The sequence below is a fragment of the Halosimplex amylolyticum genome, assembly GCF_051414035.1.
GTDB lineage: Archaea > Halobacteriota > Halobacteria > Halobacteriales > Haloarculaceae > Halosimplex > Halosimplex amylolyticum.
Genome location: NZ_JBLKNW010000001.1, coordinates 1,938,681 through 1,961,685 on the forward strand (window position 1 = coordinate 1,938,681; position 23,005 = coordinate 1,961,685).

The 23,005-nt window shown below is 69.3% G+C and carries 21 protein-coding genes; 11 read left to right on the forward strand and 10 right to left on the reverse strand.

All coding sequences use genetic code 11. The features are described from left to right. Positions 1–2 precede the first annotated feature (2 nt). The 4 genes from ACMGFE_RS09235 to ACMGFE_RS09250 form a co-directional block, all read right to left on the reverse strand. Positions 3–1,490 carry a fluoroquinolone export ABC transporter permease subunit gene (locus ACMGFE_RS09235; protein WP_436924862.1) on the reverse strand — a complete coding sequence of 496 codons (1,488 nt, stop codon included), beginning with the start codon at positions 1,488–1,490 and terminating at the stop codon, positions 3–5. Between the two features lie 199 nt (positions 1,491–1,689). After that, positions 1,690–3,087 carry a hypothetical protein gene (locus ACMGFE_RS09240; RefSeq protein WP_436924863.1) on the reverse strand — a complete coding sequence of 466 codons (1,398 nt, stop codon included), beginning with the start codon at positions 3,085–3,087 and terminating at the stop codon, positions 1,690–1,692. 224 nt (positions 3,088–3,311) lie between these two features. Next, complete coding sequence (locus tag ACMGFE_RS09245; protein WP_436924864.1) at positions 3,312–4,622, reverse strand: NAD(P)/FAD-dependent oxidoreductase; 1,311 nt, start codon at positions 4,620–4,622, stop codon at positions 3,312–3,314. A 167-nt stretch (positions 4,623–4,789) separates the two neighbouring features. After that, entirely contained in the window at positions 4,790–7,003 is a 2,214-nt protein-coding gene (locus tag ACMGFE_RS09250) for a sensor histidine kinase (RefSeq protein ID WP_436924865.1), read from the reverse strand. 196 nt (positions 7,004–7,199) lie between these two features. On the opposite strand from ACMGFE_RS09250, the gene ACMGFE_RS09255 reads away from it, so the two are divergent. Beyond that, positions 7,200–8,075 carry a homoserine kinase gene (locus ACMGFE_RS09255; protein WP_436924866.1) on the forward strand — a complete coding sequence of 292 codons (876 nt, stop codon included), beginning with the start codon at positions 7,200–7,202 and terminating at the stop codon, positions 8,073–8,075. Between the two features lie 114 nt (positions 8,076–8,189). Here the strand turns inward: ACMGFE_RS09255 and ACMGFE_RS09260 are convergent, their stop codons facing one another. After that, positions 8,190–8,855, reverse strand: coding sequence for a hypothetical protein (locus ACMGFE_RS09260; protein ID WP_436924867.1), 666 nt, complete (start codon positions 8,853–8,855; stop codon positions 8,190–8,192). A gap of 151 nt (positions 8,856–9,006) precedes the next feature. Further along, the gene (locus ACMGFE_RS09265) at positions 9,007–9,615 is read right to left on the reverse strand and encodes an undecaprenyl diphosphate synthase family protein (protein ID WP_436924868.1); all 609 of its coding nucleotides are present in this window, start codon (positions 9,613–9,615) and stop codon (positions 9,007–9,009) included. A gap of 195 nt (positions 9,616–9,810) precedes the next feature. On the opposite strand from ACMGFE_RS09265, the gene ACMGFE_RS09270 reads away from it, so the two are divergent. Next, a complete protein-coding gene (locus tag ACMGFE_RS09270) occupies positions 9,811–11,160 on the forward strand; it encodes a DUF92 domain-containing protein (protein ID WP_436924869.1) in 1,350 nt (449 codons plus the stop codon). After that, a complete protein-coding gene (locus tag ACMGFE_RS09275) occupies positions 11,157–11,618 on the forward strand; it encodes a GNAT family N-acetyltransferase (protein ID WP_436924870.1) in 462 nt (153 codons plus the stop codon). The genes ACMGFE_RS09270 and ACMGFE_RS09275 overlap by 4 nt, the downstream gene beginning before the upstream one ends. Before the next feature lie 9 nt (positions 11,619–11,627). On the opposite strand, the gene dnaG is transcribed toward ACMGFE_RS09275, so the two are convergent. Then, positions 11,628–13,049 carry a DNA primase DnaG gene (gene dnaG / locus ACMGFE_RS09280; protein ID WP_436924871.1) on the reverse strand — a complete coding sequence of 474 codons (1,422 nt, stop codon included), beginning with the start codon at positions 13,047–13,049 and terminating at the stop codon, positions 11,628–11,630. Between the two features lie 315 nt (positions 13,050–13,364). Between dnaG and ACMGFE_RS09285 the strand changes: the two genes are divergently transcribed. From ACMGFE_RS09285 to ACMGFE_RS09305, 5 genes are all read left to right on the forward strand, one after another. After that, a complete protein-coding gene (locus tag ACMGFE_RS09285) occupies positions 13,365–13,586 on the forward strand; it encodes a DUF3311 domain-containing protein (RefSeq protein WP_436924872.1) in 222 nt (73 codons plus the stop codon). Next, positions 13,579–15,045, forward strand: coding sequence for a sodium:solute symporter family protein (locus tag ACMGFE_RS09290; RefSeq protein WP_436924873.1), 1,467 nt, complete (start codon positions 13,579–13,581; stop codon positions 15,043–15,045). Before ACMGFE_RS09285 ends, ACMGFE_RS09290 begins: the two co-directional genes overlap by 8 nt. Positions 15,046–15,155: 110 nt before the next feature. Further along, positions 15,156–16,151, forward strand: a complete 996-nt coding sequence (gene dhaK, locus ACMGFE_RS09295; RefSeq protein WP_436924874.1) for a dihydroxyacetone kinase subunit DhaK — start codon at positions 15,156–15,158, stop codon at positions 16,149–16,151. Beyond that, positions 16,148–16,852 carry a dihydroxyacetone kinase subunit DhaL gene (dhaL, locus tag ACMGFE_RS09300; RefSeq protein WP_436924875.1) on the forward strand — a complete coding sequence of 235 codons (705 nt, stop codon included), beginning with the start codon at positions 16,148–16,150 and terminating at the stop codon, positions 16,850–16,852. The genes dhaK and dhaL overlap by 4 nt, the downstream gene beginning before the upstream one ends. After that, on the forward strand, positions 16,852–17,232 hold the full coding sequence (locus ACMGFE_RS09305) for a PTS sugar transporter subunit IIA domain-containing protein (RefSeq protein ID WP_436924876.1): 381 nt from the start codon (positions 16,852–16,854) through the stop codon (positions 17,230–17,232). The genes dhaL and ACMGFE_RS09305 overlap by 1 nt, the downstream gene beginning before the upstream one ends. A gap of 39 nt (positions 17,233–17,271) precedes the next feature. Here the strand turns inward: ACMGFE_RS09305 and ptsP are convergent, their stop codons facing one another. Together ptsP and ACMGFE_RS09315 are read right to left on the reverse strand one after the other, a co-directional pair. Further along, a complete protein-coding gene (gene ptsP / locus ACMGFE_RS09310) occupies positions 17,272–18,963 on the reverse strand; it encodes a phosphoenolpyruvate--protein phosphotransferase (RefSeq protein WP_436924877.1) in 1,692 nt (563 codons plus the stop codon). Then, positions 18,960–19,265 carry an HPr family phosphocarrier protein gene (locus tag ACMGFE_RS09315; RefSeq protein ID WP_436924878.1) on the reverse strand — a complete coding sequence of 102 codons (306 nt, stop codon included), beginning with the start codon at positions 19,263–19,265 and terminating at the stop codon, positions 18,960–18,962. The genes ptsP and ACMGFE_RS09315 overlap by 4 nt, the downstream gene beginning before the upstream one ends. Positions 19,266–19,374: 109 nt before the next feature. On the opposite strand from ACMGFE_RS09315, the gene ACMGFE_RS09320 reads away from it, so the two are divergent. Both ACMGFE_RS09320 and ACMGFE_RS09325 read left to right on the forward strand, forming a co-directional pair. Further along, on the forward strand, positions 19,375–20,277 hold the full coding sequence (locus ACMGFE_RS09320; protein ID WP_436924879.1) for an HFX_2341 family transcriptional regulator: 903 nt from the start codon (positions 19,375–19,377) through the stop codon (positions 20,275–20,277). Positions 20,278–20,279: 2 nt separating this feature from the next. Further along, positions 20,280–20,429, forward strand: coding sequence for a hypothetical protein (locus ACMGFE_RS09325; RefSeq protein WP_436924880.1), 150 nt, complete (start codon positions 20,280–20,282; stop codon positions 20,427–20,429). A 213-nt stretch (positions 20,430–20,642) separates the two neighbouring features. Here ACMGFE_RS09325 and ACMGFE_RS09330 read toward each other — a convergent pair whose 3' ends face one another. Further along, positions 20,643–21,683, reverse strand: coding sequence for an NAD(P)-dependent alcohol dehydrogenase (locus ACMGFE_RS09330; RefSeq protein WP_436924881.1), 1,041 nt, complete (start codon positions 21,681–21,683; stop codon positions 20,643–20,645). Between the two features lie 315 nt (positions 21,684–21,998). On the opposite strand from ACMGFE_RS09330, the gene ACMGFE_RS09335 reads away from it, so the two are divergent. After that, the gene (locus ACMGFE_RS09335) at positions 21,999–22,784 is read left to right on the forward strand and encodes a CAP domain-containing protein (RefSeq protein WP_436924882.1); all 786 of its coding nucleotides are present in this window, start codon (positions 21,999–22,001) and stop codon (positions 22,782–22,784) included. Positions 22,785–23,005: the final 221 nt, after the last annotated feature.

Sequence of the window (23,005 nt, forward strand, 5' to 3'; positions counted from 1 at the left end):
GGTCACTGGCGGAGGAACTGACGGACGAGCACCGCCAGTGATCCGGTCTGGACGGCGATGCCGACGGCGAGTGCGACGGGGAGCGAGCCGGTTCCGTCCGCGGCACTGGTGAGTGCGAGCGCCGGCCAGTACGCGGGGAACACGCCGGCGACGTGCTGCCAGGGCGGCGGAACGGCGGCGATGGCTGCGACCGGGATCACGACGAGAAAGCCGAGGAACTTGCTGACCGCGATGCCCTCGACAGTGTTAGCGGCCAGCCCCGATAGCAGGAGTGCGGTGATCGGTCCGTACAGCCCCGCGACGACCGCCGTGGCGAACAACGAGGGCAGTGAGACCGACACGACTCCCGAAAGCGGAACGACGACGGCAGCAGCAGCTATCGAGAGCGCCACCGTGACAACGAGTCGGTACGCGAGATAGCCGCGCTCTCCCAGAGGGGTCAGCGCCAGCGCCACCACTGTGCCCTGCTCGCGGTCTTCGAGGATCAGGAACCCGACGGCGAATCCGATGATGTTCGGTCCGAACAGGAACAGGGCCGCCGCGAGTTCCGGGTAGTACGCCGACAGCTCGACGGTCCCTGCGAGTGAGCGCTCGGCCACGGGGATCCCGAATCGAGCGACGACGCCGAGCAAGACCGGCGCGAGCCCGATGTAGACGAGCAGCGGGTCGCGAAGCCAGTTCTTGAGGTCGGCGACGGCCAGCGAGAGAACCGGGCCACCGCCGGTGCCGACACCGCTACCGACCGGCGGTCGGTCGGTCCCGGGCGCCGCTACGTCGGCCACGACGTGACGGTCGAACGAACGCCGTGCCGATATCGAGGCGACGCCGGTCGCCGCGACGAGGTACCCGACCGCGTAGGCGAGTTCGATCGCTGGGACCGAACCGACGGCCGCTTCGAGCAACACCAGCGACGGTTTCGCCGGCAGGAGGTAGAACAGCGGCGTCTCGACGAACCCGACCAGTTCCAGCACGGGCGCACAGAGGACGCTGGTGTACGCGAGCGCGGTCATGAAGTAGGCGTTGATGGAATCGAAGCGGGCGACGGCGACGAACCCCACGAAGACGAACAGCAGCGACGTGAGACCGACGCTCGCCAGGAGCGGGGCCCACCGCAGATCGACCCCGTACCCCAGGGCCGTGATAGCCGTCGTGGCCAGCAGGGCGAGCAACGTCAGCGAGATCGCCTTCGACCAGAGGTACGCTCGCGTCGAGAGCGGTGACGTCGGGAGCGCGTCGAGGACGCCCTCGCCCTTCTCGAAGAGAACGAGCGCTGCGACGAAGTAGAACCCGAGCAGGCTCGGATCCGAGAAGACGAACTCGACAGGCTGGAGGGGCAGTACTCGGAAGAGGAACGGCAGGCCGAACGCGAGGAGGAACTCTCGTTCATCCGCCCGTACGTCGAACAGTGGCAAGCCGAGGGTCGGATCCGCGAGGGCGACCCCGATGCCATCGCCGGCGTCGTCCGTGCAGTCGTCTTCCTGACGCTCCACCGGGACGACATCGGCGAGAACTACGAGGCCGTCCGGGACCTGCTCATCGAAGTCGTCGCCGACGGCCTCGTCACCGAGTGAGGCGCGGCCACGGACCGGGTTCGGCGTCGTCGCAGAACCCGGTACCCGCCCCGGTCATCGTCAGGTGGCGAGAAATCGTCGGCGGAACGGTCCTGTCGGACCGCCGTGGATTCGCCAGTCAGCCCGCGTCAGAGTCGTCCGCCGGCGCGCTGTCCTGGGCCGCCGAGAGCGCCTGTACGACCGTCGAGCGCCACTCCTCGACGCTCTCCAGGTCGTCGCCGAGCGCCGCGACCTCCGCTTCGACCTCGGCGACCGCGTCGGTCAGTTCGGCCCTCGTCTCGGTCACCGTCGCGTCGAGGTCGTCGACAGCGTGGTCGAGTTCCGCGACCTCGTCGAGGTCAGCCTCGACGGACGCGAGCCGGTTGTCGAGCCGCGACTGGGCCTTCTCGACCGATTCGACGCGCCGTTCGACGTCTTCCACGTGCGCTTCGACGGTCCGGAGGTCGTCGCGGACCTCCCCGAGCACCTGTTCGGCGGTTCCCTCGTCGTCGAGAAACGCTTCGAGGGCGTCGACGTACGCGTCGAGTTCGCCGATCCGCGTCATGCAGTGGTCGAGCTTCGCGTCGACGCTGCCCGAGGTGTCCGCGCCCAGGTGGCTCCGGAGCGTCGCGACCGCCTGCGACGACGGTTCGTCGCGCCGCAGTTCCTCGGCGAAGCGCTCGACCACCGAATCGTGCGGTTCCGGCTGCGTCGGTACCGCAGGACCGGTCGACTCGTCGGGCGCACTCGCCCCCGGCTCGGTCGTCCGGTCCGTCGGCGTCGACACGTCGCAATCGGCTGCCGTCCCGCCACGGGTCAGAGCCGCTGCTTCCCCGTCGCCGACCCCCGGCTCCGGATCACCCGGCTGCTCGCTGGACTCGTCCACGCACTCGGTCTGCTCGTCTTGCTCCGTTCGTTCGTCCCGCTCGGTCTGCTCGTCCTGCTCCGTTCGTTCGTCCCGCTCGGTCTGCTCGTCCTGCTCCGTTCGTTCGTCCCGCTCGATCGATTCGCCGTCCTGTTCGCCGTTCGTTCGCTCTTCGTTCTGATTCATCGTGGTTTCCGAACCGCCCCAATCCCCGCCCGTCGGACTGGTCTGTCGGTCCGCAGGGCGGGCGTAGCCACCGTCCGCGTCACCGATCGACGCGTCGATCCGTTCGTCGTCGATCGCTATCCAGTCGGCGGCGTCGACCGCGTCGAGGTCGTCCGTCCGTGCGATTTCGACAGTCGGGAGGTCCAGACACGCTGCCAGTTGGTCTGGATCGGCGTCGGCGATCCCGTATAGCGTCGACACCGGCTGCGACTCCCGAACGACGTCCTCGTAGACGATCCGACCCCCACCCGCCACGGACCAGTGTTCGTACCCTTCGTCCGCGTGGAATCCCACGGCGGTCTCGTCCACACCCGGTGGAAGCGACTCGACGAGCCGAACGGCGACCGGCTCGCCCGCGCCTATGGAAACGCGCAGGCGGACCGACGGATACGCGTACTCGTCGGTCACCAGCCGCTTCGAGACCGCCAGGGAGAGGTTTCCGCTCATTCAGTACCGCCGACGGAATTTATTGTCTACTACAACTTCAGTATTGCTGTCATACCCCCGTTCTCACAGAAAGAGAATACCAAATACAAACACGTGCACCCGAATTACGTTCAGTTACTTGCAAAATACGTGCCAATTGCTTCAGTTCGGTGCCCTACCTGGCGCACCCGTCGCGCGGCCCGCGAAAGACGAATCGGTGCCTGGAACGTCCGATCGCGAGTCCCTCACTCGCCGGTGATCAGATCGGCGCACGCGTAGCCCGCCTCGATCCCGCCGTTGAGCGAGCGCTCGGGGTACTGGGCCCGGGAGGCCATGCCTGCGTAGTAGACGCCCTCGGCCACCTCGTCGCTCAGGTCGTAGGGGACGACCATGTCGAGGTACCCGCGCTCGTAGATGGGCGCGGTCCGCGGGTTGCGCGCCGTCTTCACCCAGTTGACGCTATCGGGGTCGAACTGCGGGAACAGGTCGCCGATCCCCTCCCGCCAGTGGGCCTCGACCTCCGCGTCGGACATCTGCCAGAGGTCCTCCGCGGGGTCCTGGATGTAACTCGCCGTGTAGTAGAGGTGTTCGCCCCCGTAGCGCTCGCGCGGGACGAAGTTCGTGTGCTCGATGAACACGCCGAACGGCGCCTCGTCCTTGATGTTGAGCCAGTAGGTGTCCGACAGCGACTCCTCCATGCTCCAGACCGAGCACACGGTCCCCTGGAAGTCGATCTCGCAGGGGTAGCCCGTCAGGTCCTCGAGGACGTTCGGCATCGCGGCGACGACGACGCCGTCGACCTCGTGACTCGCCCGCTCGCCGTCGCGCTCGACGGTCAACGACTCGACCGCGCCGCCGGACTGGGTCAGCTCCGTCACGCGGGCGCCGGTGGTGACGGTGTCGCGCCCGACGGCGGCGAGCAGTTCGTCGAGCAGACGGCCGAACCCGCCGTCGAGGTACCCGAGTTGCTCGCCCCGGATCGGATCGCGTTCCCCGCGGAACTTCACGCGGCCCAGCAGCCACGCGGCGGAGACGTCCTCCTTGCGCGAGCCGAACTTCGCGTCGAGCAGCGGCTCCCAGAACGACTCGTAGACGTGCCGCGTCGTGTGTTCCAGCAGGAACTCCTTGATGGGCACGTCCTCGAAGTCGGTGATGTCGTCGTAGGTGTCGAACTTCGGCCAGCCGCCGCGCACGTCGATCTCCTTGACGAGCATGGCGAGGCGGAACTTGTCGTAGATCGAGAGGTGGGGGTAGGCGAGGATCTCCCACGCCTTCTCCATCGGGTGGACCACCCCGTCGACGTAGTAGGAGTCGGTCTTGTAGCGCCACTCCAGGTCCTCGCCGAGGTCGAGTTCCTCGATCAACTCGACGATGGTCCCCTCCGAAGCCGAGAGGTGGTGGTAGAACGTCTCGATGGGGTCGCCGGCCGTCTCGTAGACGGCGGCCAGCCCGCCCACCTGGTCGCTCGCCTCGAAGACCTGCACGTCGCGGCCGCGCTGCTGGAGGCGATACGCGGCCGCGAGCCCGGCGATTCCGCCGCCGACGACTCCGATCATACCCGCCGGTTCCACGGTCACGGGAAAAGCCCTTTCGCTCGGTCGACCCCGCCGGGGCGGCGATCCAGCGGCCGGACGAACCGGCGGCAAGACGAGTCGGTACCCAGAACAGCCGGCGACAAGACGAGTCGGTGCCCAGAACGGCCGGCGACCACCACGCAGGCCGCTCACCCGGGCGACTCGGCCAGCGCGTCGTCGGCCGGGCGGAGTTCGAGGACGACCACTGTCCCGCGCGGGTCGTTGTCGTCGAAGCGGACGTTCCCGTTGTAGAGGTCCATCATCACCGAGACGAAGTAGAGTCCGAAGCCGTTGGCGGTCTGGCCGGTCGCCAGTTCGCGCTCGAACACGCGGGTCTTGAGGTCCTCGGAGAGTCCGGGACCGTTGTCGGCGACGGTGACCCGAACCCACCCGTCCGCTCGCTCGGCGTCGACGCAGACCCGCGGTCGGGCCGCGTCGTTGTGTTCGACCGCGTTCGAGAGGACGCCCGAGAGGACGTCCGAGAGCAGGTCGTTCGCCGCGACGGTGAGCCCCCCGTCGGCGTCGTAGTCGATGGCGACCCCCTCGTATCGGTCCGACAGGTCGACGACCCGCTCGTGCAACATCGCCGAGAGGTCGACCCGTTCGAGCCGCTCGCTCTCGCTCGCGGTGACCGTGTCGTTGATCGCGCGTATCTTCTCGGTCAACTCCGTCAGCTCCCGGCACCACTCGCGGATGGTGTCGACCTTCTCGCGGTCGGCCTCCCCGTCGACGCGCGAGCGGAGGTGCCCGGCGTGGCCGTCGACGACGAGCATCGCGTTGCGGATGTTGTGGCGGAGGACGCCGTTGAAGAACTCGATCTGCTCGTTGCGCCGCTCGACGGCGATCCGGCTCGCGCGGAGTTCGCCCTCGTGTTCGACGCGGGTCAGCGCGGTCTCGGTCGTGCGCGCGAGGATCCCGCCGAGTTGCTCGTCGACCGCCGTGTAGTCGCTGGCCGCGTCGGTCCCGATGACGAGCACGCCGTGGTCTCCCAGCGGCAGGAACAGCGCCGAGACGGACCCGAACGCGTACGGGCCGACCACCACGTCGCGCTCGCCCTCGAAGGCGACCGACTCGCCGCCGGTGTACGTCTGCCAGAGCGGCCCCGACCCGCGCGGGACGCGTAGCGACGCGCTGTCTTCCACACCGAGTTCCGCGGCGAGGTGGTCGGTGACGGCGCTCGCGACGAGCGCGTCGGCCCCCTCCACGTATCGGAACAACGCTGCGTACGGCTGGTCGTGCACGTCGCTCGCGAACGCCACGGCGATGTCGGCGACCTCGGCGGTCGTCCGTGCGCTGATGAAGCGCCTGGTCGCCGCCTGCACCGCGGTCAGCTGTTCCAGTCGCCGTTTCTGGTCCGTGACGTCCCGCAGGAGGACGAGGTGCCCCCGCGAGCGGTCGAACTGGTCTTCGACCGCGGTCACCGTGAGCGAGAACACCGAGCGGTCCCGGTCGTAGCCCGGTGCGTCGACCGATATCTGCGTCCCGTCCTCCGGAGGTCCCGAGAGTTGTGGGAGGGCGTCCCCGGCGGCCTCGTCGACCAGCCGTTCGTCGGCGACGAGACGGGTCGCGGCGGGGTTGTGGTCGAGGACGACCCCGTCGTCGTCGAGGACGAGTACCGGTTCGTCGAGTTCTTCCGCGAGCAGGTCGGTGGCCACCGGGGCGACGCTGAGGAAGTTGTAGCGAAAGAGCGCGAGCGCGGTGACGACGCCGTGGACGGCGAACAGGTGCGGGGAGAGCGAGACGCCGGGATGAACGCTGGTCCCGGCGGTGTAAGCCACCGTGCCGACGGCCGGAAACAGGCCTCCGACGACGATCGCCGCCGCCTGTTTGCGGTAGACGTTCCGCGAGCGCAACGTGAACGCGAGCAGCAGGACGAACCCCGCGAGCACGTAACAGTACGCCACCAGCGTCGCACCCAGGACGCTCGGCGTCAGCTCGACCGCCGGCGCCGTGATCCCGGAGACGGTCCGGACAGTGACGGGCGCGGGGAACACGCCGTGGACGGGCGCCGTCCATCGGACGAAGAGATACACCGTCAGCGGCGTCCAGAGGCCGACGAGTCGCATCGGAGTGAGCCACTCGCGGCGTCCGGTGTACACGACGGCGAACACGAACCACAGCATCGCGACCTGGTAGGAGACGGGCGCGGTCAGTTGATAGGCGACCCGCGCGACCGCACCGCTCGCCGTCACCAGGTAGACGACCTGGAGGCACGACCAGCCACCGGCCGCGAACGTCAACCAGGCGAACGCCCGCGCGCCGGGCGTCTCGCGGTTGCGAACGGCCACGAGCGCCAGCGACAGTTCGACGACGCCCCCGACGGCGGTCACGGCGACCAACCAGTAGAGCGCCTCGTTAGCCATCGAGCCGAGTCACGACCCCCGAGTTTCGACTTCTCCGTATTAGAGCTTGTGACGGGCCGACACGCGGTAACCGCCCCGGAGGCGCTCTGCCCGGGCGATCGAGTCGCAACCACCGGACCGCCGTCCGACGGTTCGATCGACCGTCGGTACGTGACTCCGCTACCTTTTTGCCCGCACTCCGGGAATTGCGTCGCATATGGTGACGGTGCGGGCGCCGGCGACGAGCGCGAACCTCGGGAGTGGCTTCGACGTGTTCGGTGTGGCGCTGGACAGACCCGCGGACGTGGTCAGGGTCGAGCGCGCCGCGGAGACGACGATCGACGTGACCGGCGCCGGCAGCCAGTTCATCCCCGAAGACCCCGACGACAACACCGTCGGGGCCGTCGCGGAGGCGCTCGACGCGCCCGCGCACATCGAGATAGACAAGGGCGTCCGTCCCGCCTCGGGACTCGGCTCCTCGGCCGCGAGCGCGGCCGCCGCGGCCGTCGCGCTGAACCGCCTCTACGACCGCGGCCTCACCCGCAAGGAACTCGTGCCCATCGCCGCGGAGGGCGAGGCCGTCGTCTCCGGCGACGCCCACGACGACAACGTCGCGCCGGCCATCCTCGGCGGGTTCACGATCGCGACCCCCCGGGGCGTCTCGAAAGTCGACGCGAACATCCCGCTGGTAACCTGCCTGCCGGACATCGTCGTCTCGACCCGCGACGCCCGGGAGGTCGTCCCCGAGGGCGCGCGCGTCAGCGACATCGTCGAGACCGTCGGCAACGCCGCGACGCTGACCACGGGGATGCACCGCTCGGACCCGAAACTCGTCGGCCGCGGGATGGAAGACGCGGTCGTCACGCCGGCCCGCGCGAAACTCATCGACGGCTACGACGACGTCCGGCAGGCCGCCTTCGACGCTGGTGCGACCGGCGTGACCATCAGCGGCGCCGGTCCGAGCGTGATCGCCGCCTGCTACGACTCCGACCAGCGGGCCATCGCCTCCGCCATGGTCGACGCCTTCGAGGACGTCGGCGTGGAGTCCCGCGTCTACCAGACGCGGATCGGCGACGGCGCGACCTTTCACTGAACCCGTTCCCGTTTCGTCGCGAGTCCGACGGCGGGTCGTTCCTCCCCCGACCCCAGCCGCCTACTCTCCGGGTCGGCCAGTATCACCCAACTCGACCGTCGGACCGAACGCCAGTTACGGTCGACCCACGTCGGGGTCTGCCGGTCGAACTGTCGGGTCAACCGTGCCCGTCGAGCGGATCGGCGGGGTCGAGTCGACCGGCGCGGGTCGACGCCTACTCGCCTTGGCGACCCAGACGTCCGCTTCCGGGTTCTGGAAGGGTTCGACGACGAGCCGGCCGTCGAGGCGGGCCGTCTGGAGGGCTCCGCCCGCCTCGGGGCGACTCGTCCCGCCCAGGACCATCATCGCGTCGATCAGGATCGGTCTCGGCACGGGCGGCGACGGTTCGTCCGGGGTCGCGCCCCTGGCGGCCGCCAGGTCGGCGGCGATGACTTCGACGTACCGAACGGGATCGCGGACGCCGCCGAGCGCCCGGTGCCAGTGGGCGGGGTAGACGCTCACCCGACCGGCCCCGACCTCGTAGAGGGCGTCGGGAAGCCACAGATCGAGGTCAGTGATGCGACCGTCGAGGATCCGTTCGAACCGTTCGAGGGTGTACGGCGCCCTGGTACCTAACTGGTCCAACAACTCGGCGACGTACTGCCTGACGACCGTCCGCGGGACGCCGGGCCCCGCTACCCCGTGGAAGCGCTCGATCACGTCGACGACGTCGGTCGGATAGAGGTACCGACCCCTGCGAAGTAACTCGTCGATGATCCGCGGCTGGAGTGGGTCGCTCATGACAATCGTCACTTCGGCTACCAGCGGCATAAATTGCCGCATCGGTCGCGCGTCCGCACCGCGAAACGCCCCGCAATCGGTGCGGCCTATCGGCCGAACTTCCGAGAGACTCGCTCCGCTCGTCTCTCGACGTTCGGGCGCTTCGCGGTGCTCAGCGCCCGAACCTCCGCTGACGATTCTGGTAGTCCCGCAGCGCCCGGAGGTAGTCGCGCCGACGGAAGTCCCGCCAGTTCACGTCGGTGAAGTAGAGCTCGGAGTAGACGGACTGCCAGATCATGAAATCGGAGAGGCGCTCGGCACCGGTCTTGATGACCAGGTCAGGCTGGACGGGGAAGACCAGCTCCCGCTCGATGGCGGTCTCGTCGATGTCTTCGGGGGCCAACTCGCCGGCCTCGACCTCCTCCGCGAGCGCCTGGACGGCGGTCGCGAACTCGTGTTTCCCGCCGAGGCCGATGCTCACGACGATGGGGGCGTCGGCCTGCTCCTCGTCTTCGGGGCCGCGGACGGCGAGTTCACGGGGCGCCCGCACGTCCGCGAGTTCCTCGCGGATCGTGTCGACGACCTCGGCGTCGAGGACGCTGACGTAGACGGCGATCCGGTCGACGCCGAACTCGACGGCCCACTCGAAGAATCGTTCGAGCGTCAGGTACGCGTCGGCTTCGAGCAGGTCCCGCTCGGTGACGATGACCGCGACGGTCTCGGGGAGGTCGGCGTCGCTGTTGCGCAGGCGGAGGGTGAGATACCATTCGTAGAGGCCCACACCCGCCATTCCGACGGATGCGCCCTAAATCTCACGTTCGGCGTCGGCGGGCCCGCGGCGGGTCAGCGGCGGGGACGCCGCCACCGGCGGTCGCCGCTCTCGCGTGCCGACCTGGTCGGGAACGTGTCACGGCGTCTGCACGGGCGGGACGGTTCGGAAACGGTAAGTAGCTCTCCGCGGGATACCGACAGTAGCGTGACACACACAGTCCGACGTGCGGGCGCGTTCGCCCTCGTCGGGACGCTCGCGCTGGCCGTCCCACCGATCGCCAGCAACACGAGTCGGGCGCTCGCGACCGTCGCCGCGCCCGGCCCGTTCCTCCTCGTCGCCGCCATCGCGCTCTACGTCGTCGACGAGGGACCGCTCTTCGAACTCTTCGCCCGACCGGGTGACCGCCGCGACGGTCGGCTCTACGGTCTCGCGGGCTTCGCCCTCGCGGCCGCCGCGCTCTCGCTCCTCGCGGTCCGGTTCGCGATGCCGCTGCCCGTCTTCGTCGGCACCGTCCTCCTGCTATCGTGGGGGAACCTCGGCGGCCACCTCGTCCGGACCGTCCGCGACGAGCCCGTCCTCGCGACCGCCGGGTTCGTCGTCTCCGGGGCCATCGCCGGGAGCGTCGGACAGTACGCCACTGCGCTGCTCGTCGACGCCGCGGTCGACTGGCCGCTGGTCGCCTTCCTCTCGGCGAGCGGCGCGCTCCTCGGTGCGCTCCTGCGCGCCGTCCTCTTCGAGCGCGACGACCCCCTCGTCATGATATCCATCGGCCTGCTCCTCTGGCTGTTCGCCGACCTGCCGCTGTCGGTCCACACCTCCGGGGTCGCCGTCGCGCTGGCCGTCGCGGTCCTGCTCGGCGCGCTCGCGTACGCCCTGGAGACGGCGTCGCTCCCGGGGATGATCACCGGCGTCTTCCTCTGCCTGCAGACCATCGTGCTCGGCGACGTCGGCTGGTTCCTCCTGCTGGTCACCTTCTTCGGAGTCGGCGGACTCTCGACGAAGTTCCGCTACGAGGAGAAACAGGCCCGGGGCATCGCCGAGGAGAACGACGGCGCCCGCGGCAGCGGGAACGTCCTCGCCAACTCGCTGGTCGGCCTGTTCGCGCTGCTCGGGTGGTCGGCGAGCCCGACGCTGACCGGGCTCCAACCGGAGCTGTTCCTGTTCGCGTTCGCCGGCTCCATCTCGGCGGCGATGAGCGACACCCTCTCCAGCGAGATCGGCGGGGTCTTCGACAATCCGCGGCTGATTACGACGTTCCAGCGCGTCGAGCCGGGGACCGACGGCGCGGTCACCTGGCAGGGCGAGGTCGCCGGGTTCGCTGGCGCCGTCCTCATCGCCGCCATCTCGCTGGGCGTCTTCGAGACGGTCGGCGCCCTGGGCGCCGGCGTCGTCGTCTTCGGCGGCGTCGTCGGGATGACTGTCGATAGCCTGCTGGGCGCGACCGTGGAAGGCGTCTTCCTCGAGAACGAGGGCGTCAATTTCTTCGCGACCCTGGCCGCGGGCGTCGCGGCGGGGCTCGCGGCCGTTGCCGTCGTCGGCTCCGTCGCACTATGACCGTCGTCCGCGACGGCCGACCCGACGACCTGCCGGCGCTGCGCGCGATCCAGGAGACGGTACTCGCCGAGCCATGGGAGCAACTGCTGACCGTGGCCGTCGACGGCCCGCCGACGTTACTGGTCGCGACCGGATCGGAGACGGGGGGCGACGCGGGGACGCCGGTCGGCTACGCGCTCGCCGTCGCGGACGGCGACGACGACGCGGGCTACCTCGCCGAACTCGCCGTCGCCCCCGGCGCCCAGGGCGCCGGCCACGGCTCCGCACTGGTCGACGCGCTGGTCGAGCGACTCCGCGACGCCGGCGTCGCGGAACTGCGCGTGACCGTCCGGGAGGTCGACGAGCGCGCCCGCGAGTTCTACCGCGACCGCGGGTTCGAGCGGTGCGAACGACTCGAAGCCCACTACGAGAGCGGAGACGGCGTGTTGCTGGTCCGCGAGATCGACGAAAACGAGTGAGTCCGGTGCTCAGACCTCGTCCGCGGTGAGCACCCGGACGTTCACCGGCTGTTTGACGAACTCCCCTTCCTCGGCGCAGACGAAGACGTCGACGCCACGCTGGGCGGCCACGTCGAGCAGGCGCTGGGAGAGCTTGCCGTCGAGAACGACCGACGCCGGAATCTGGTCGCACGACTCCAGGAGGGCGAACGCCTCGTCGGCCGTGCCCTCGGCTATCGGTTCGTACGTCGCGTCGAGCAGTCGCACCTCCCCGGTGGCGCCTCCGATCACCGCCTCGACGTGACTCGCGAGCGTGTCCGGCGCGGCCGCGCCGGCGGCCCGCTCGGTCGTCTCGGAGGCAGGTTCGGCGACGGCGGCCTCCGCGGACCCGCCCGCCGAACTCGCCGTCTGCGTATCGCCGTCGGGTCCGGAGGACTCCGGCGACGAGTCGCCGCGGTCGACTTTCTCCGCGTCGGCAGCCGGCGGGGCGTCGCCCTCGTCGGCGTCGTCGGGTTCGCCGGCCGTCTCGGGACGGTCGGGTTCGACCGGGGAATCCGGATCGGTCGTCCCGGAATCGCCGTCGGGGGGCGAGGGCTGGGCGCTCCCGTCCGTGGCAGCCAGCCCGTGCGGTTCGTCGGTCTTGGCGTCGGCGGCCGAGACGGTCTCGAAGGGGACCTTGTCGCGGAGGGCGCTCATGAGTTCCCCGCGCGACAGATCCTCGACGGAGCGGTCCGTCGGCGCGAGCGCGACGTAGTCCACGTCGCCGACCTGCGCGAGTTCCTTCAGGATGAGGTCGCCGCCGCGGTCGCCGTCGAGGAAGGCGGTCACCGTGCGGTCCGCGGTCAGTTCCGCGACGGCGTCGGGCACGTCCGTCCCCTCGACCGCGATGGCGTTCTTGATGCCGTACTTCAGGAGCGTCAGCACGTCGGCGCGGCCCTCGACGACGATGATCGCGTCGCTGTCCGCGACTCGCGGGCCGGCCGGCAGCCCGTGGAACTCGGTGATGTCCTCGACGCGAACGCTCCGGCGGACCTCCTCGACCAGGTCCTCGCTGGACATGGTCGTCGCGTCGAACTCCGCCAGGAGTTCTTTCGCGCGCTCGACGACCTGCCTCCGCTTGGCCGAGCGCACGTCCTCGATGTCGCGTATCTCGACGTCGGACTGTGACGGCCCGACGCGTTCGATGCTCTCCAGGGCGGCCGCCAGGATGGCGGTCTGGACGCGGTCGAGTCCGCTGGCGATCGTTATCTCGCCGAAGGAACTCCCGCGCTCGGACTCGACTTCGACGTCGATACGACCGAGTTTCCCCGACTCCTGCAGGTCGCGGAGGTCGAGTTCGTCGCCCAGCAGGCCCTCGGTCTGGCCGAACACCGCGCCGACGACGTCACTCCGCTCGACCACCCCGCTCGTCCTGATGTCCGCGTGAATGAGATATTTCGCTGAATCGTACATTGATGAACTGCCCCTGTCCGGGGCCATGTGATGGTGAATGTCCGTCCATGAACCGTCTCATGGAACACTCCTAACTTGTCACTCGAAGACTCTAATATCTGCGGATCGGCCCACTGTCCACGAGTCCTCCGCTACGCGCGTCCGGCGATGCCCCGCGCTCGCTTCGGTTTTGTCCGATAGCAGCGTCGTCGCCCGAGACCGACCCGCACGACCGACGGTCGGCGGCCAACGATATTGAAGAGAATAACTCTTCGATCAAGTTGTTCGTTCACGAACGACGAAAGGTTAACGGGAGTGTAGTCAAACACGCAGTGTATGCACGAACGGGCACGCGTACTCGGTTGGTCGGCAGTCGGGATACTGCTCGCGGCGCTGGCGGTACCGTGGTTCATGTGGGGCGCAGACGGCGTGACCGCCGGTCTGCCGATCTGGGTCTGGTACCACGTCGGCTGGCTCGGCCTCACGGCCGTCGTCTTCTGGGTCTTCTCGCGTCGCGCGTGGGGCCTCGGGGTCGAGGAGGTGGGCCGCGATGGCTGACGTGCCGCTGCAGGTCGGGATCATCGTCGGCTACATGATCGTCGCGCTGGCGATCGGTCTCGTCGCGTATCGACTCACGGAGCGGACTGCCGAGGACTACTACCTCGCGTCCCGGACGCTCGGGACGGTCGTCCTCCTCTTCACGACGTTCGCCACCCTGCTCTCGGCGTTCACGTTCTTCGCGGGCCCGAACATCAGCTACGGCGCCGGGCCCGAGTGGATCCTCGTGATGGGGCTGATGGACGGCGTCATCTTCGGGATCCTCTGGTACGTGCTGGGGTACAAGCAGTGGCTCGTCGGCAAGGCAAACGGCTACGTCACCCTCGGGGAGATGCTCGGCGACCGCTTCGGGTCGCTCCCCCTGCGCGTGCTCGTCGCCGCGATCAGCATCTTCTGGCTGTTCCCGTACGTGATGCTCCAGCAGCAGGGCGCCGGGACCGCCATCGAGGCGCTGACCGGCGGCGCGGTCCCGTACTGGGTCGGTGCCGGCGGGATCACCCTGTTCATGATCGTCTACGTCGCCCTCTCGGGGATGCGCGGCGTCGCCTGGACCGACACGCTGCAAGGCGCGTTCATGCTCGTGATGGTCTGGGCCGCCTTCGTCTGGATCGCGAGCGCGGTCGGCGGCGTCGGTGCCGCGACGGCGACACTGGGCGACGTCGACGGCAACTTCCTCGCGCTCGGCGGTGGACTCTACACGCCCGAGTACGTCCTCTCGACGGCCATCTCCATCGCGTTCGGCGTCACGATGTTCCCCCAGGTCAACCAGCGCTTTTTCGTCGCCGAGTCGAGAGCGGTGATCAAGCGGACGCTTCCGCTGTGGCCAGTGCTGGTCGTCCTCCTCTTCGTCCCCGCGTTCATGCTCGGCGCGTGGGCGAAGGGCCTCGGCATCTCCGCGGGGCCGAACGAGAACGTCCTGCCCCTGCTCCTGGCCGAGTACACGCCCGCGTGGTTCGCCGCGCTGGTCATCGCCGGCGCCATGGCCGCGATGATGAGTTCAAGCGACTCGATGCTCCTCTCCGGGTCGTCGTACTTCACCCGCGACGTCTACCGCCCGCTGGTCGAGGAAGCGACCGAACGGCGCGAGGCGTTCCTGGGCCGCGTCGGCGTGGCCGTCTTCGCCACGCTCTCGTTCGTCGCGAGCCTGTTCCAGCCGGCGACGCTGCTGGAGATCGGCGAAACCGCCTTCGGCGGGTTCGCCCAGCTCGCGCTGCCGGTCGCCGTCGCGCTGTACTGGCCGAGGACGACGAGGTGGGGCATGTACGTCGGCGTCGGCGCGAGCCAGGCGTTCTACCTCGCCAGCGTCTTCCTCGAAGTCGTCCCCGGGAGCTATCTCGGCGGCTGGACATCCTCGGTGGTCGGGATGGTCCTCGGGCTGGTCCTGACGGTCGGCGTCTCGCTGCTCACCAGTCCGGCGCCCGAGGAAGACGCCTCTGTCTACGCGACCGGCGCGGACTGACTGGACCCACCTGATTCGCACGCCGGAATCCACCGTCCACCCTATCGGTCTCGGCCGACGCCGTGCCCGACTCAACACTTATTCATTCACGATTCATTATTATAGACTGTATGAAGAAACTGATCAACGACCCGGACGACGTCGTCGACGAGATGCTCGACGGCATGATAGCGGCCCATCCCGACCGGCTCCGCCGGCTCCCGGACACGCAGGTAGTGGTCCGGGGAGACGCACCACTCGAGAAGGTCGGTGTCGTCAGCGGGGGCGGCAGCGGACACGAGCCGACACACGCCGGCTACATCGGCGACGGCATGCTCGACGGCGCCGCGGCGGGCGACGTGTTCTCTTCGCCCACCGCCGACGAGTTCGAGGAACTGATAGACGCCTGTGACGGCGGCGAGGGGGTGCTCGCGGTCGTCAAGAACTACGAGGGGGACGTGATGAACTTCGAGACAGCGATCGAACTCGCCGAGATGGAGGGGGTCGATGTCGAGACGGTCGTCGTCGACGACGACGTGGCGGTCGAGGACTCGCTGTACACCTCCGGTCGCCGCGGCGTCTGCGGGACCATCCTCGTCCACAGGGCCGCGGGAGCGAAGGCCGCCGAGGGCGCCGAGTTGGCAGAGGTACAGCGCGTCGGCCAGAAGGTCGTCGACAACGTCGGGACGATGGGCACGGCGCTCACCTCGTGTGTCACGCCCGAGAAGGGGGAACCGACCTTCGACCTCGGCGAGGACGAGATCGAACTCGGTATCGGCATCCACGGCGAACCCGGCACGGAACGGACGGGGACGATGAGCGCCGACGAGGTCACCGACGAGCTGACCGAATCGGTCCTCGCGGACCTGGATCTCGACGAGGGGCAGGAGGTGGTCACCGTCGTCAACGGGATGGGCGGGACGCCGCTGATGGAACTGTTCGTCGTCAACCGCCGGCTTCAGGAGCTCCTCGACGAGCGCGGCCTCGAAACCTGGGACGCGTGGGTCGGCGACTACATGACCTCGCTGGACATGGCGGGCTGTTCGATCACGGTCTGCGCCGTCGACGACGAACTGAAGGACCTGCTCGGCGCGCCGGTCGACACGCCGGCACTGACGGTGCGATGAGCGCGGACGGGCAGGCGGCCGTCGCCGCGGTCGAGCGCGTCGCCGAGCGCATCGAACGCGAGCGCGAGCGCCTCACGGAACTGGACTCGGCCATCGGCGACGCCGACCACGGCGGGAACATGGCCCGCGGCTGGGCGAGCGCCGCCGAGGCCGTCCGCGACCTGAACGACCCCGACCCCGCGACGGTCGCCAAGACGGCCGGAAAGACGCTCATGTCGGAAGTCGGCGGCGCGTCCGGTCCGCTGTACGGCGGGTCGCTGGTCTTCGCCAGCGCCGAACTCGAAGACGGGCTCACCCCCGAGTCCGCCGTCGCGTTCGCAGAGACGTACCTCGAGAAAGTCCGGGACCGAGGCGACGCCAGCGTCGGCGACCAGACGATGGTCGACGCGCTCGTCCCGGCGGTCCACACGTTCAAGAAGTCCGTCGAGGTCGACGACCTGCCGCCGGTCGAGGCGCTCGCGAAGGCCGTCGACGCCGCCGAGCGCGGCGCGGCGTTCACTGTCCCGATCCGCGCCAACAAGGGTCGCGCGTCGTACCTCGGTTGGCGCTCGGTCGGCCACCAGGACCCGGGCGCGACGAGTACGCTGTTCATCATGGAGGCGCTTCTCGAGACCGCCCGCGACCGTCTCGACGCCGCCGGCGCGGCCGATGTCGACGCCACGTCGCCGACGGTCCCCGACGAAGGGGACCCGGAGGAGTGATGGTCGGACTCGCCGTCGTCTCCCACAGCAAGCGGGCGGCCGAGGGGATCGCCGAGATCGCCGCCGAGATGGGCGGAGACACGCGCATCGAGGCGGTCGGTGGTGACGGTCAGGGTGGCATCGGGACCGTCTCCGACGACATCGAGGCGGCGCTCGCGGCGGCGGACGACGGCGACGGCGTCGTCGTCCTCGTCGACCTCGGGAGCGCCGTGATGAACGCCGAGGTGGCAATCGAGACGGCCGACGCGGAGGCGGTCATCGCCGACGCGCCCGTCCTCGAAGGCGCGGTCAACGCCGCTGTCGCCGCCACCAGCCCGACGGCCACGCTCGACACGGTCCGCGAGCAGGCCGAAGACGCCCGCGATATCGACAAGCTGTAGCGCTCGTCCGCCGTGACGGACACCGCCCGTCGACCGCCGTCACTCCCGTTCGAGCAGGTCTCGGACGGCCTCGCGGGTCCGACACGCCAGTGCTCGCTCGGCGAGGGCCGCCGCCTCGTCGGCGTCGGTCTCGAGGACGCGCTCTTTCACCGCGGGCACCGTCACGGCGCTCATGCTGAGTTCGTCCAGCCCCAGGCCGACGAGCAGTTCCGTCAGCGCCGGATCGCCCGCCATCTCGCCGCACATTCCGACCCACGCGTCCCTCCCGTCGGCGGCCTCGGCGGTGCGGTGGATCGCGCGCAGGACCGCCGGGTGCAGCGGGTCGTGAAGGTCCGCGACGCCGTCGTTCTCCCGGTCGGCGGCCATGACGTACTGCGTGAGGTCGTTCGTGCCGATACTCAGGAAGTCCAGCCGTTCGGCCAGCGCGTCCGCGAGGAACGCCGCCGCCGGCGTCTCGACCATCACCCCCAGTTCCGGCAGCGCGTGGTCGACCCCCTCCGACGCGAGGTCGTCCGCGACGGCTCCCACCCGATCGAGGGCGGCCTCGACCTCCTCGACGCGAGCGACCATCGGGAACATCACCGCCAGGCCGTCGCCGTGGTCGCCGCCGGCCGCGCGCAGCAGCGCCCGCAGCTGCGTCTCGAACAGGTCCGCGTGGTCGCCCAGTGAGAGGCGGACGCCCCGCCGACCCAGGAACGGGTTCGTCTCGGTCGGCGTGTCGAGGTAGGGAACCGACTTGTCGCCACCGATGTCGAGCGTTCGGACGACCACCCGCTCGTCGGCGAACGCCTCCAGCGCGGCGGTGACAGCCTCGTACTGCTCGTCCTCGCCAGGTGGCGACTCGCGGTCGAGAAAGAGGAACTCCGTCCGGAACAGGCCGACGCCGTCGGCCCCCCGCTCGGCCGCCGGGTCGAGTTCCGCGACGCTCCCGACGTTGGCCGCCACCTCGACCGCGCGGCCGTCGACCGTGCTCACGCCTCCGGTGCGGACGGACGCCTCGACGCCGCCGGCGGCGGCGCGTCTGTGCTCGTCGGGGTCGACGACGACTTCACCGGCCTCGCCGTCGACGAGCACCGCGGCGCCGTCCTCGATTTCCGCGAGTTCGTCGCCGACGCCGACGACGGCCGGGATCGACAGCGCGCGGGCGATGATCGCCGCGTGGGCCGTTCGGCCACCGGTCGCGGTCGCGATTCCCGCGACGGCGTCGGGGTCCAGTGTCGCCGTGTCACTGGGAGTCAGCCGCTCGGCCAGCAGCACAGTCCCCGCCGGCAGGGCGGCGAGGTCGACAGCGTCGACGTCCAGCAGCGCGCGCAGGAGTCGGTCGCGCACGTCACGCAGGTCGTCCGCGCGCTCGGCCATCTGCCCTTCCATCCCCTCGAACTGCGCCACCGCCTCCCCGAAACGGTCGGCGACAGCGTGCTCGGCGGGCGTCCCGTCGGCGATCGAGTCCTCGATTTCCCCGACCAGTTGCGGGTCGTCGAGAAACTGCCGCTGGGCCTCGAAGACGGCCGCCTCGGCCTCGCCGACGCGCTCGGCCGCCCGGTCGCGCGCCGCATCGAGCGCCTCGCCCGCCTCGTCTCGCGCCCGCTGGAAGCGCATCGCCTCCGTCTCGGGGTCGACCGAGTCCGTATCGGGTCGGTCGGGCAACGAGACGTCGGTCTCGGGGCGGTACCAGTGGGCGTGCCCGACGCCCGACAGCGGCGTGCTCCCGACTCCGGAGAGGGTCCTCACGGCGTCTCGCCTCCCTCGCCGTCGGCCGTCTCCCCGTCGTCCCCCGCTACGGGGGTCGTCAGGACCGCTTCGAGCGCGTCGAGGGCCTCGGCGGCGTCGTCGCCCTCGGCGACGATTCGAACTGTCTCGCCGTTGCGGACGTTGAGACCGGTGACGGCGAGCATACTGTTCGCGCTGACCATCTCCTCGTCGGGGCGGCCGACCGTGAGCTCCGCTCCGAACCTGTTCGCGGTCTGGACGAACTCCGCCGCAGGACGGGCGTGGATCCCCGCCTCCGGCACGACCTCAACGGTGCGCTCCATGATGATCGATCGTGTTTGATCGGTATGACGCTATCGTCGGTGTCCCACTGCCCGTCGCCGCCGGGGCCGAGACTGGCCTTTTTTATCAACACCGGCCGTCTCTCCGCGTATGCAGACCCACATCGTCCCGGTCGGGTTCGACTACGACCGGCTGATCGCGCCGCTCGTGCGCGACAGGCTCGACGTCGACCGCGTCGTGCTGCTGGAGGGGGCGGTCGGCAGCGAGGCCAACGTCGAGTACTCGCGGAACCTCGCCGCCAAACTGGAGAAGGACTACCGGAACCTCCTGGGCGCGACCACCGAGCGGTTCGTCGTCGAGGACGTCTACGACTACGACGAGGCGTTCGAGCAGGCGTTCGAACTCATCAACGCCGAACTCGACAGGGAGGACGACGCCAGCGTCTGGGTCAACATCTCCGCGATGCCCCGCACCGTCTCGTTCGCCTTCGCCACCGCCGCCCACTCCATCATGGTCGAGCGCGAGGAGGACCGCCAGCGCATCCACACCTACTACACCGTCCCCGAGAAGTACCTCGAGACCGAACTCGCCGAGGAACTCCACCGCGGCATCGACCTGCTCTCGGACCTCCAGGGTGCAGTCGACGACCCCGACCTCGCCGAGCGAGTCACCGAGCGGCTGGACGCCGCCGAGGAACTCCTCTCGGAGTTCGACGAGCGCGGCACCACCATCGGCGCCAAGGAGTTCGACGGCAAGCACATCCTCGAACTCCCCGTCGCCTCGTTCTCCAACGTCAAGCCCTTCGAGGAGCTGATCCTCTTCACCCTCGGCGAGCACGGCGAATTCGAGTCCGTCTCGGAGCTGGCCCAGGGGCTCGCGCGCGAACTCGGCGAGGAGTACACCGACAGCTTCCGCTCGAAGGTCATCTACAACGTCGACCGACTGGGCCCGGGCGGCAAAGGCTACATCGAACAGGAAGAACACGGGAAGTCCTACCGGACGCGCCTGTCACGCATCGGCGAACTCTGGGTTCGCGCACACTCGGACGATTGACGATGGATCGACGACGCACGAGTCGCGTGGCTGGCGGTCTCGGGCTGCTGTTCGTCGCTCTCTGGTTCGTCACGACGCCCGGCGTCGTCAGCGAGACCGCGGTGGCGCGCGCCACGGCGGGGACCCCGGATTCCGCGGCCTCTCCGGCGTGACGTCCGTCTGGGTGGACGGCTGTAACTAGTAGTTCGTCTCCGCGTTCGCCGCCGTCGGAGCGCTGTTGCTGGTGGGTTCGGCGCTGTGGTGAGTCGCAGCACGCCCCGGGTCGGGGAGGGAGCACGGCGAGGTCGACGCCGCAGACGAGCGGTCGTGACTGGCCGCGGAGCCAACCGCCGCACGCGCCGGTACGCGAAACGCACGTCGTCAGCTCACGGCGTGATTACGGCGCGGCCGTCTATCTCACCGTGTTCGAGTTTCTCGGCGACGGTGTTGATCTCGTCCAGGTCGTAGCGACTGGTGTGCAGGTCGACCGCGTCGCGCTCGACGAGAGCGACGAGTTCCTGCAGTTCGGTGTATCGGCCGACGATGTTGCCCTGGAAGGCGAACTCGCCGTTCACGAGCGCCTGTGTGGGCTCGTGGACGTGACCGCCGTAGCCGATGACGTGGTGGTCGCCGCCGGCCGCGACGACGTCGGGCGCGAGCGCGGTCGTGGAGTCCGCCCCGACGAAGTCGAGGACCTGCCGTGCGCCGGTCCCGTCGGTGATGTCCCCGATCACCTGCGGCACGTCTTCGCTGGACGGATCGACGGTGTGGCGAGCGCCGAGGTCGCTCGCGAGGTCGCGGGCGGACTCCTTGACGTCCAGCGCGACGATGTCGGCGGCGCTCATCGCGTCGAGACACTGGAGGCCGATGTGCCCGAGTCCGCCGACACCGATCACGACCGCGGTGTCGCCGGGATCGAGGTCGTCGACGGCCTTCTTCACGGCGTGGTAGGCCGTGATCCCGGCGTCGGCGTGCGGCGCGATGTCTATCGGGTCGACGCCGTCGGGGAGCGCGACGACCGACCGCTCGTCCGTGAGGAGGTACTCGGCGAACCCGCCGTCGACCGTCAGCCCGTTGAACGACTGGTTCTCGCAGTACATGGTCTCGCCCTGGCGACACGGGCGGCAGGTCCCGCAGGTCTGGACCGGGTGGCAGATCACCTGGTCCCCCTCCGAGACGGTCCGCACGCCCTCGCCGACTTCGACGACGGTCCCGGCGTTCTCGTGACCGAGCGTCATCGGGAGGTCCTGCGTGACGTAATCGTCCCACATCCCCTCGATGATGTGGTTGTCCGTCTGGCACCATCCGGCACCCTCGACCGCGACCAACACGTCGCTCGCCCCAGTGACCTCCGGCCGGTCGACGGCCTCGACCGTGAGCCCGTTCGACATATCGTCCGTGTACTCGTGGAGTCTGGCTGCGCGCATCGTCCGAATATTGGGCCGAATCTCCCATAAACATACACAGTAAATCACGTGGGTTTTCTCGGTCCTGCTCCGTCCCGGCCGTCGACAGGGTATTGTCGGTCTTGCTCCATCCTGGTCGTCGACCGGCACGGAGCAGGAATTCGCGTTCGCTCACAGCCAGCAGTGGACTGGACGGGTGGCGACGGGCGGTTCTGGAGCGCGCATGTCGGGCACGGTGGTGAGGAGAGATTCGCCGTCGACTCGTGAAGTCCGGTCGTGTTATATCCCCGACAGCAAAAGTATAGAAGGGCAGACTAGTAATACGCTGACACGTAGATGGCGACGAAGGAACTGCTGCTCGTCGGGCTCGGTGCCGCGCTGGCAGTGACGGGTGTGGTCGCGGTCACCGACGTCGGCCCCGTGCAGGTCGCGGTCGAGTTGGACGGCTCCAGCGATCACGGGGAAGACGGGGACGACGTGCCGAACGACGGGGAGGGGATCAGCCTCCTCGACGAGGCGACCGCCACGCCGGCCGAGGGGCGCGAGCCCGGCGTGAAGGGGACCGATCCCCCGTCGATCGACCCCACGCCGACTCCCGAACCCCCGACGGCGCCGCCGACCGACGGCGGGGAGAGCGACCTCGACGTCTCGAAGGTCGAGTACGCCATCCACAACCGCGTCAACGAGATCCGGACGGAGCGAGGTCACTCCCGCCTCCGGATGGCGCCGAAACTGCGGGCGGCCGCGCGGTATCACAGTCGGGACATGGCCGAGGCCGGGTACTTCGCCCACACCTCGCCGGGCGGGGAGACGCGCGCCGACCGCTACGAGCGCTTCGGGTACCAGTGCCGGATCGACACCGGCGTGGGCAACGAGTACGTGACCGGCGCCGAGAACATCGCCTACACCTGGGCGAACGTCACCGTCGAGTCGGACGACGGGTCGGCCTCCTACGACGGCAACGAGACCGCCATCGGGCGCGGGATCGTCGACCAGTGGATGGATTCGGAGGGTCACCGGGAGAACGTCCTCCGGTCGTACTGGGACTACGAGGGGATCGGCGTCGCCACCGCCGAGGTCGACGGCGAAACGAAGGTCTACGCCACGCAGAACTTCTGTTGACGCGGGCGCCGGTCGACGAGCCGTCGACCGCGGCCGTCGGCATGACGTAAGAGTTATTTTCCCGCCTCGTCCACTCTGTACCGATGACAGGGCCGTTCGCCGGATTCCACGCTCGCGCGACGAACGAGCCCCCGGCGTCCGCAGCCGTCGCGGTACGTGTAGGGGCCCCCTAGCCCCACACACCTCCATTCTGACGACGCGTTCGCATCGACGCTCCGACT

Excerpts from the sequence above, each read along its gene's own strand:
- ACMGFE_RS09240 (WP_436924863.1), bottom strand. The coding sequence starts at position 3,087 with ATGAGCGGAAACCTCTCCCTGGCGGTCTCGAAGCGGCTGGTGACCGAC.
- ACMGFE_RS09245 (WP_436924864.1), bottom strand. The coding sequence starts at position 4,622 with ATGATCGGAGTCGTCGGCGGCGGAATCGCCGGGCTCGCGGCCGCGTAT.
- ACMGFE_RS09250 (WP_436924865.1), bottom strand. The coding sequence starts at position 7,003 with ATGGCTAACGAGGCGCTCTACTGGTTGGTCGCCGTGACCGCCGTCGGG.
- ACMGFE_RS09255 (WP_436924866.1), top strand. The coding sequence starts at position 7,200 with ATGGTGACGGTGCGGGCGCCGGCGACGAGCGCGAACCTCGGGAGTGGC.
- ACMGFE_RS09260 (WP_436924867.1), bottom strand. The coding sequence starts at position 8,855 with ATGAGCGACCCACTCCAGCCGCGGATCATCGACGAGTTACTTCGCAGG.
- ACMGFE_RS09275 (WP_436924870.1), top strand. The coding sequence starts at position 11,157 with ATGACCGTCGTCCGCGACGGCCGACCCGACGACCTGCCGGCGCTGCGC.
- dnaG (WP_436924871.1), bottom strand. The coding sequence starts at position 13,049 with ATGTACGATTCAGCGAAATATCTCATTCACGCGGACATCAGGACGAGC.
- ACMGFE_RS09285 (WP_436924872.1), top strand. The coding sequence starts at position 13,365 with ATGCACGAACGGGCACGCGTACTCGGTTGGTCGGCAGTCGGGATACTG.
- ACMGFE_RS09290 (WP_436924873.1), top strand. The coding sequence starts at position 13,579 with ATGGCTGACGTGCCGCTGCAGGTCGGGATCATCGTCGGCTACATGATC.
- dhaK (WP_436924874.1), top strand. The coding sequence starts at position 15,156 with ATGAAGAAACTGATCAACGACCCGGACGACGTCGTCGACGAGATGCTC.
- dhaL (WP_436924875.1), top strand. The coding sequence starts at position 16,148 with ATGAGCGCGGACGGGCAGGCGGCCGTCGCCGCGGTCGAGCGCGTCGCC.
- ACMGFE_RS09305 (WP_436924876.1), top strand. The coding sequence starts at position 16,852 with ATGGTCGGACTCGCCGTCGTCTCCCACAGCAAGCGGGCGGCCGAGGGG.
- ACMGFE_RS09315 (WP_436924878.1), bottom strand. The coding sequence starts at position 19,265 with ATGGAGCGCACCGTTGAGGTCGTGCCGGAGGCGGGGATCCACGCCCGT.
- ACMGFE_RS09320 (WP_436924879.1), top strand. The coding sequence starts at position 19,375 with ATGCAGACCCACATCGTCCCGGTCGGGTTCGACTACGACCGGCTGATC.
- ACMGFE_RS09325 (WP_436924880.1), top strand. The coding sequence starts at position 20,280 with ATGGATCGACGACGCACGAGTCGCGTGGCTGGCGGTCTCGGGCTGCTG.
- ACMGFE_RS09330 (WP_436924881.1), bottom strand. The coding sequence starts at position 21,683 with ATGCGCGCAGCCAGACTCCACGAGTACACGGACGATATGTCGAACGGG.
- ACMGFE_RS09335 (WP_436924882.1), top strand. The coding sequence starts at position 21,999 with ATGGCGACGAAGGAACTGCTGCTCGTCGGGCTCGGTGCCGCGCTGGCA.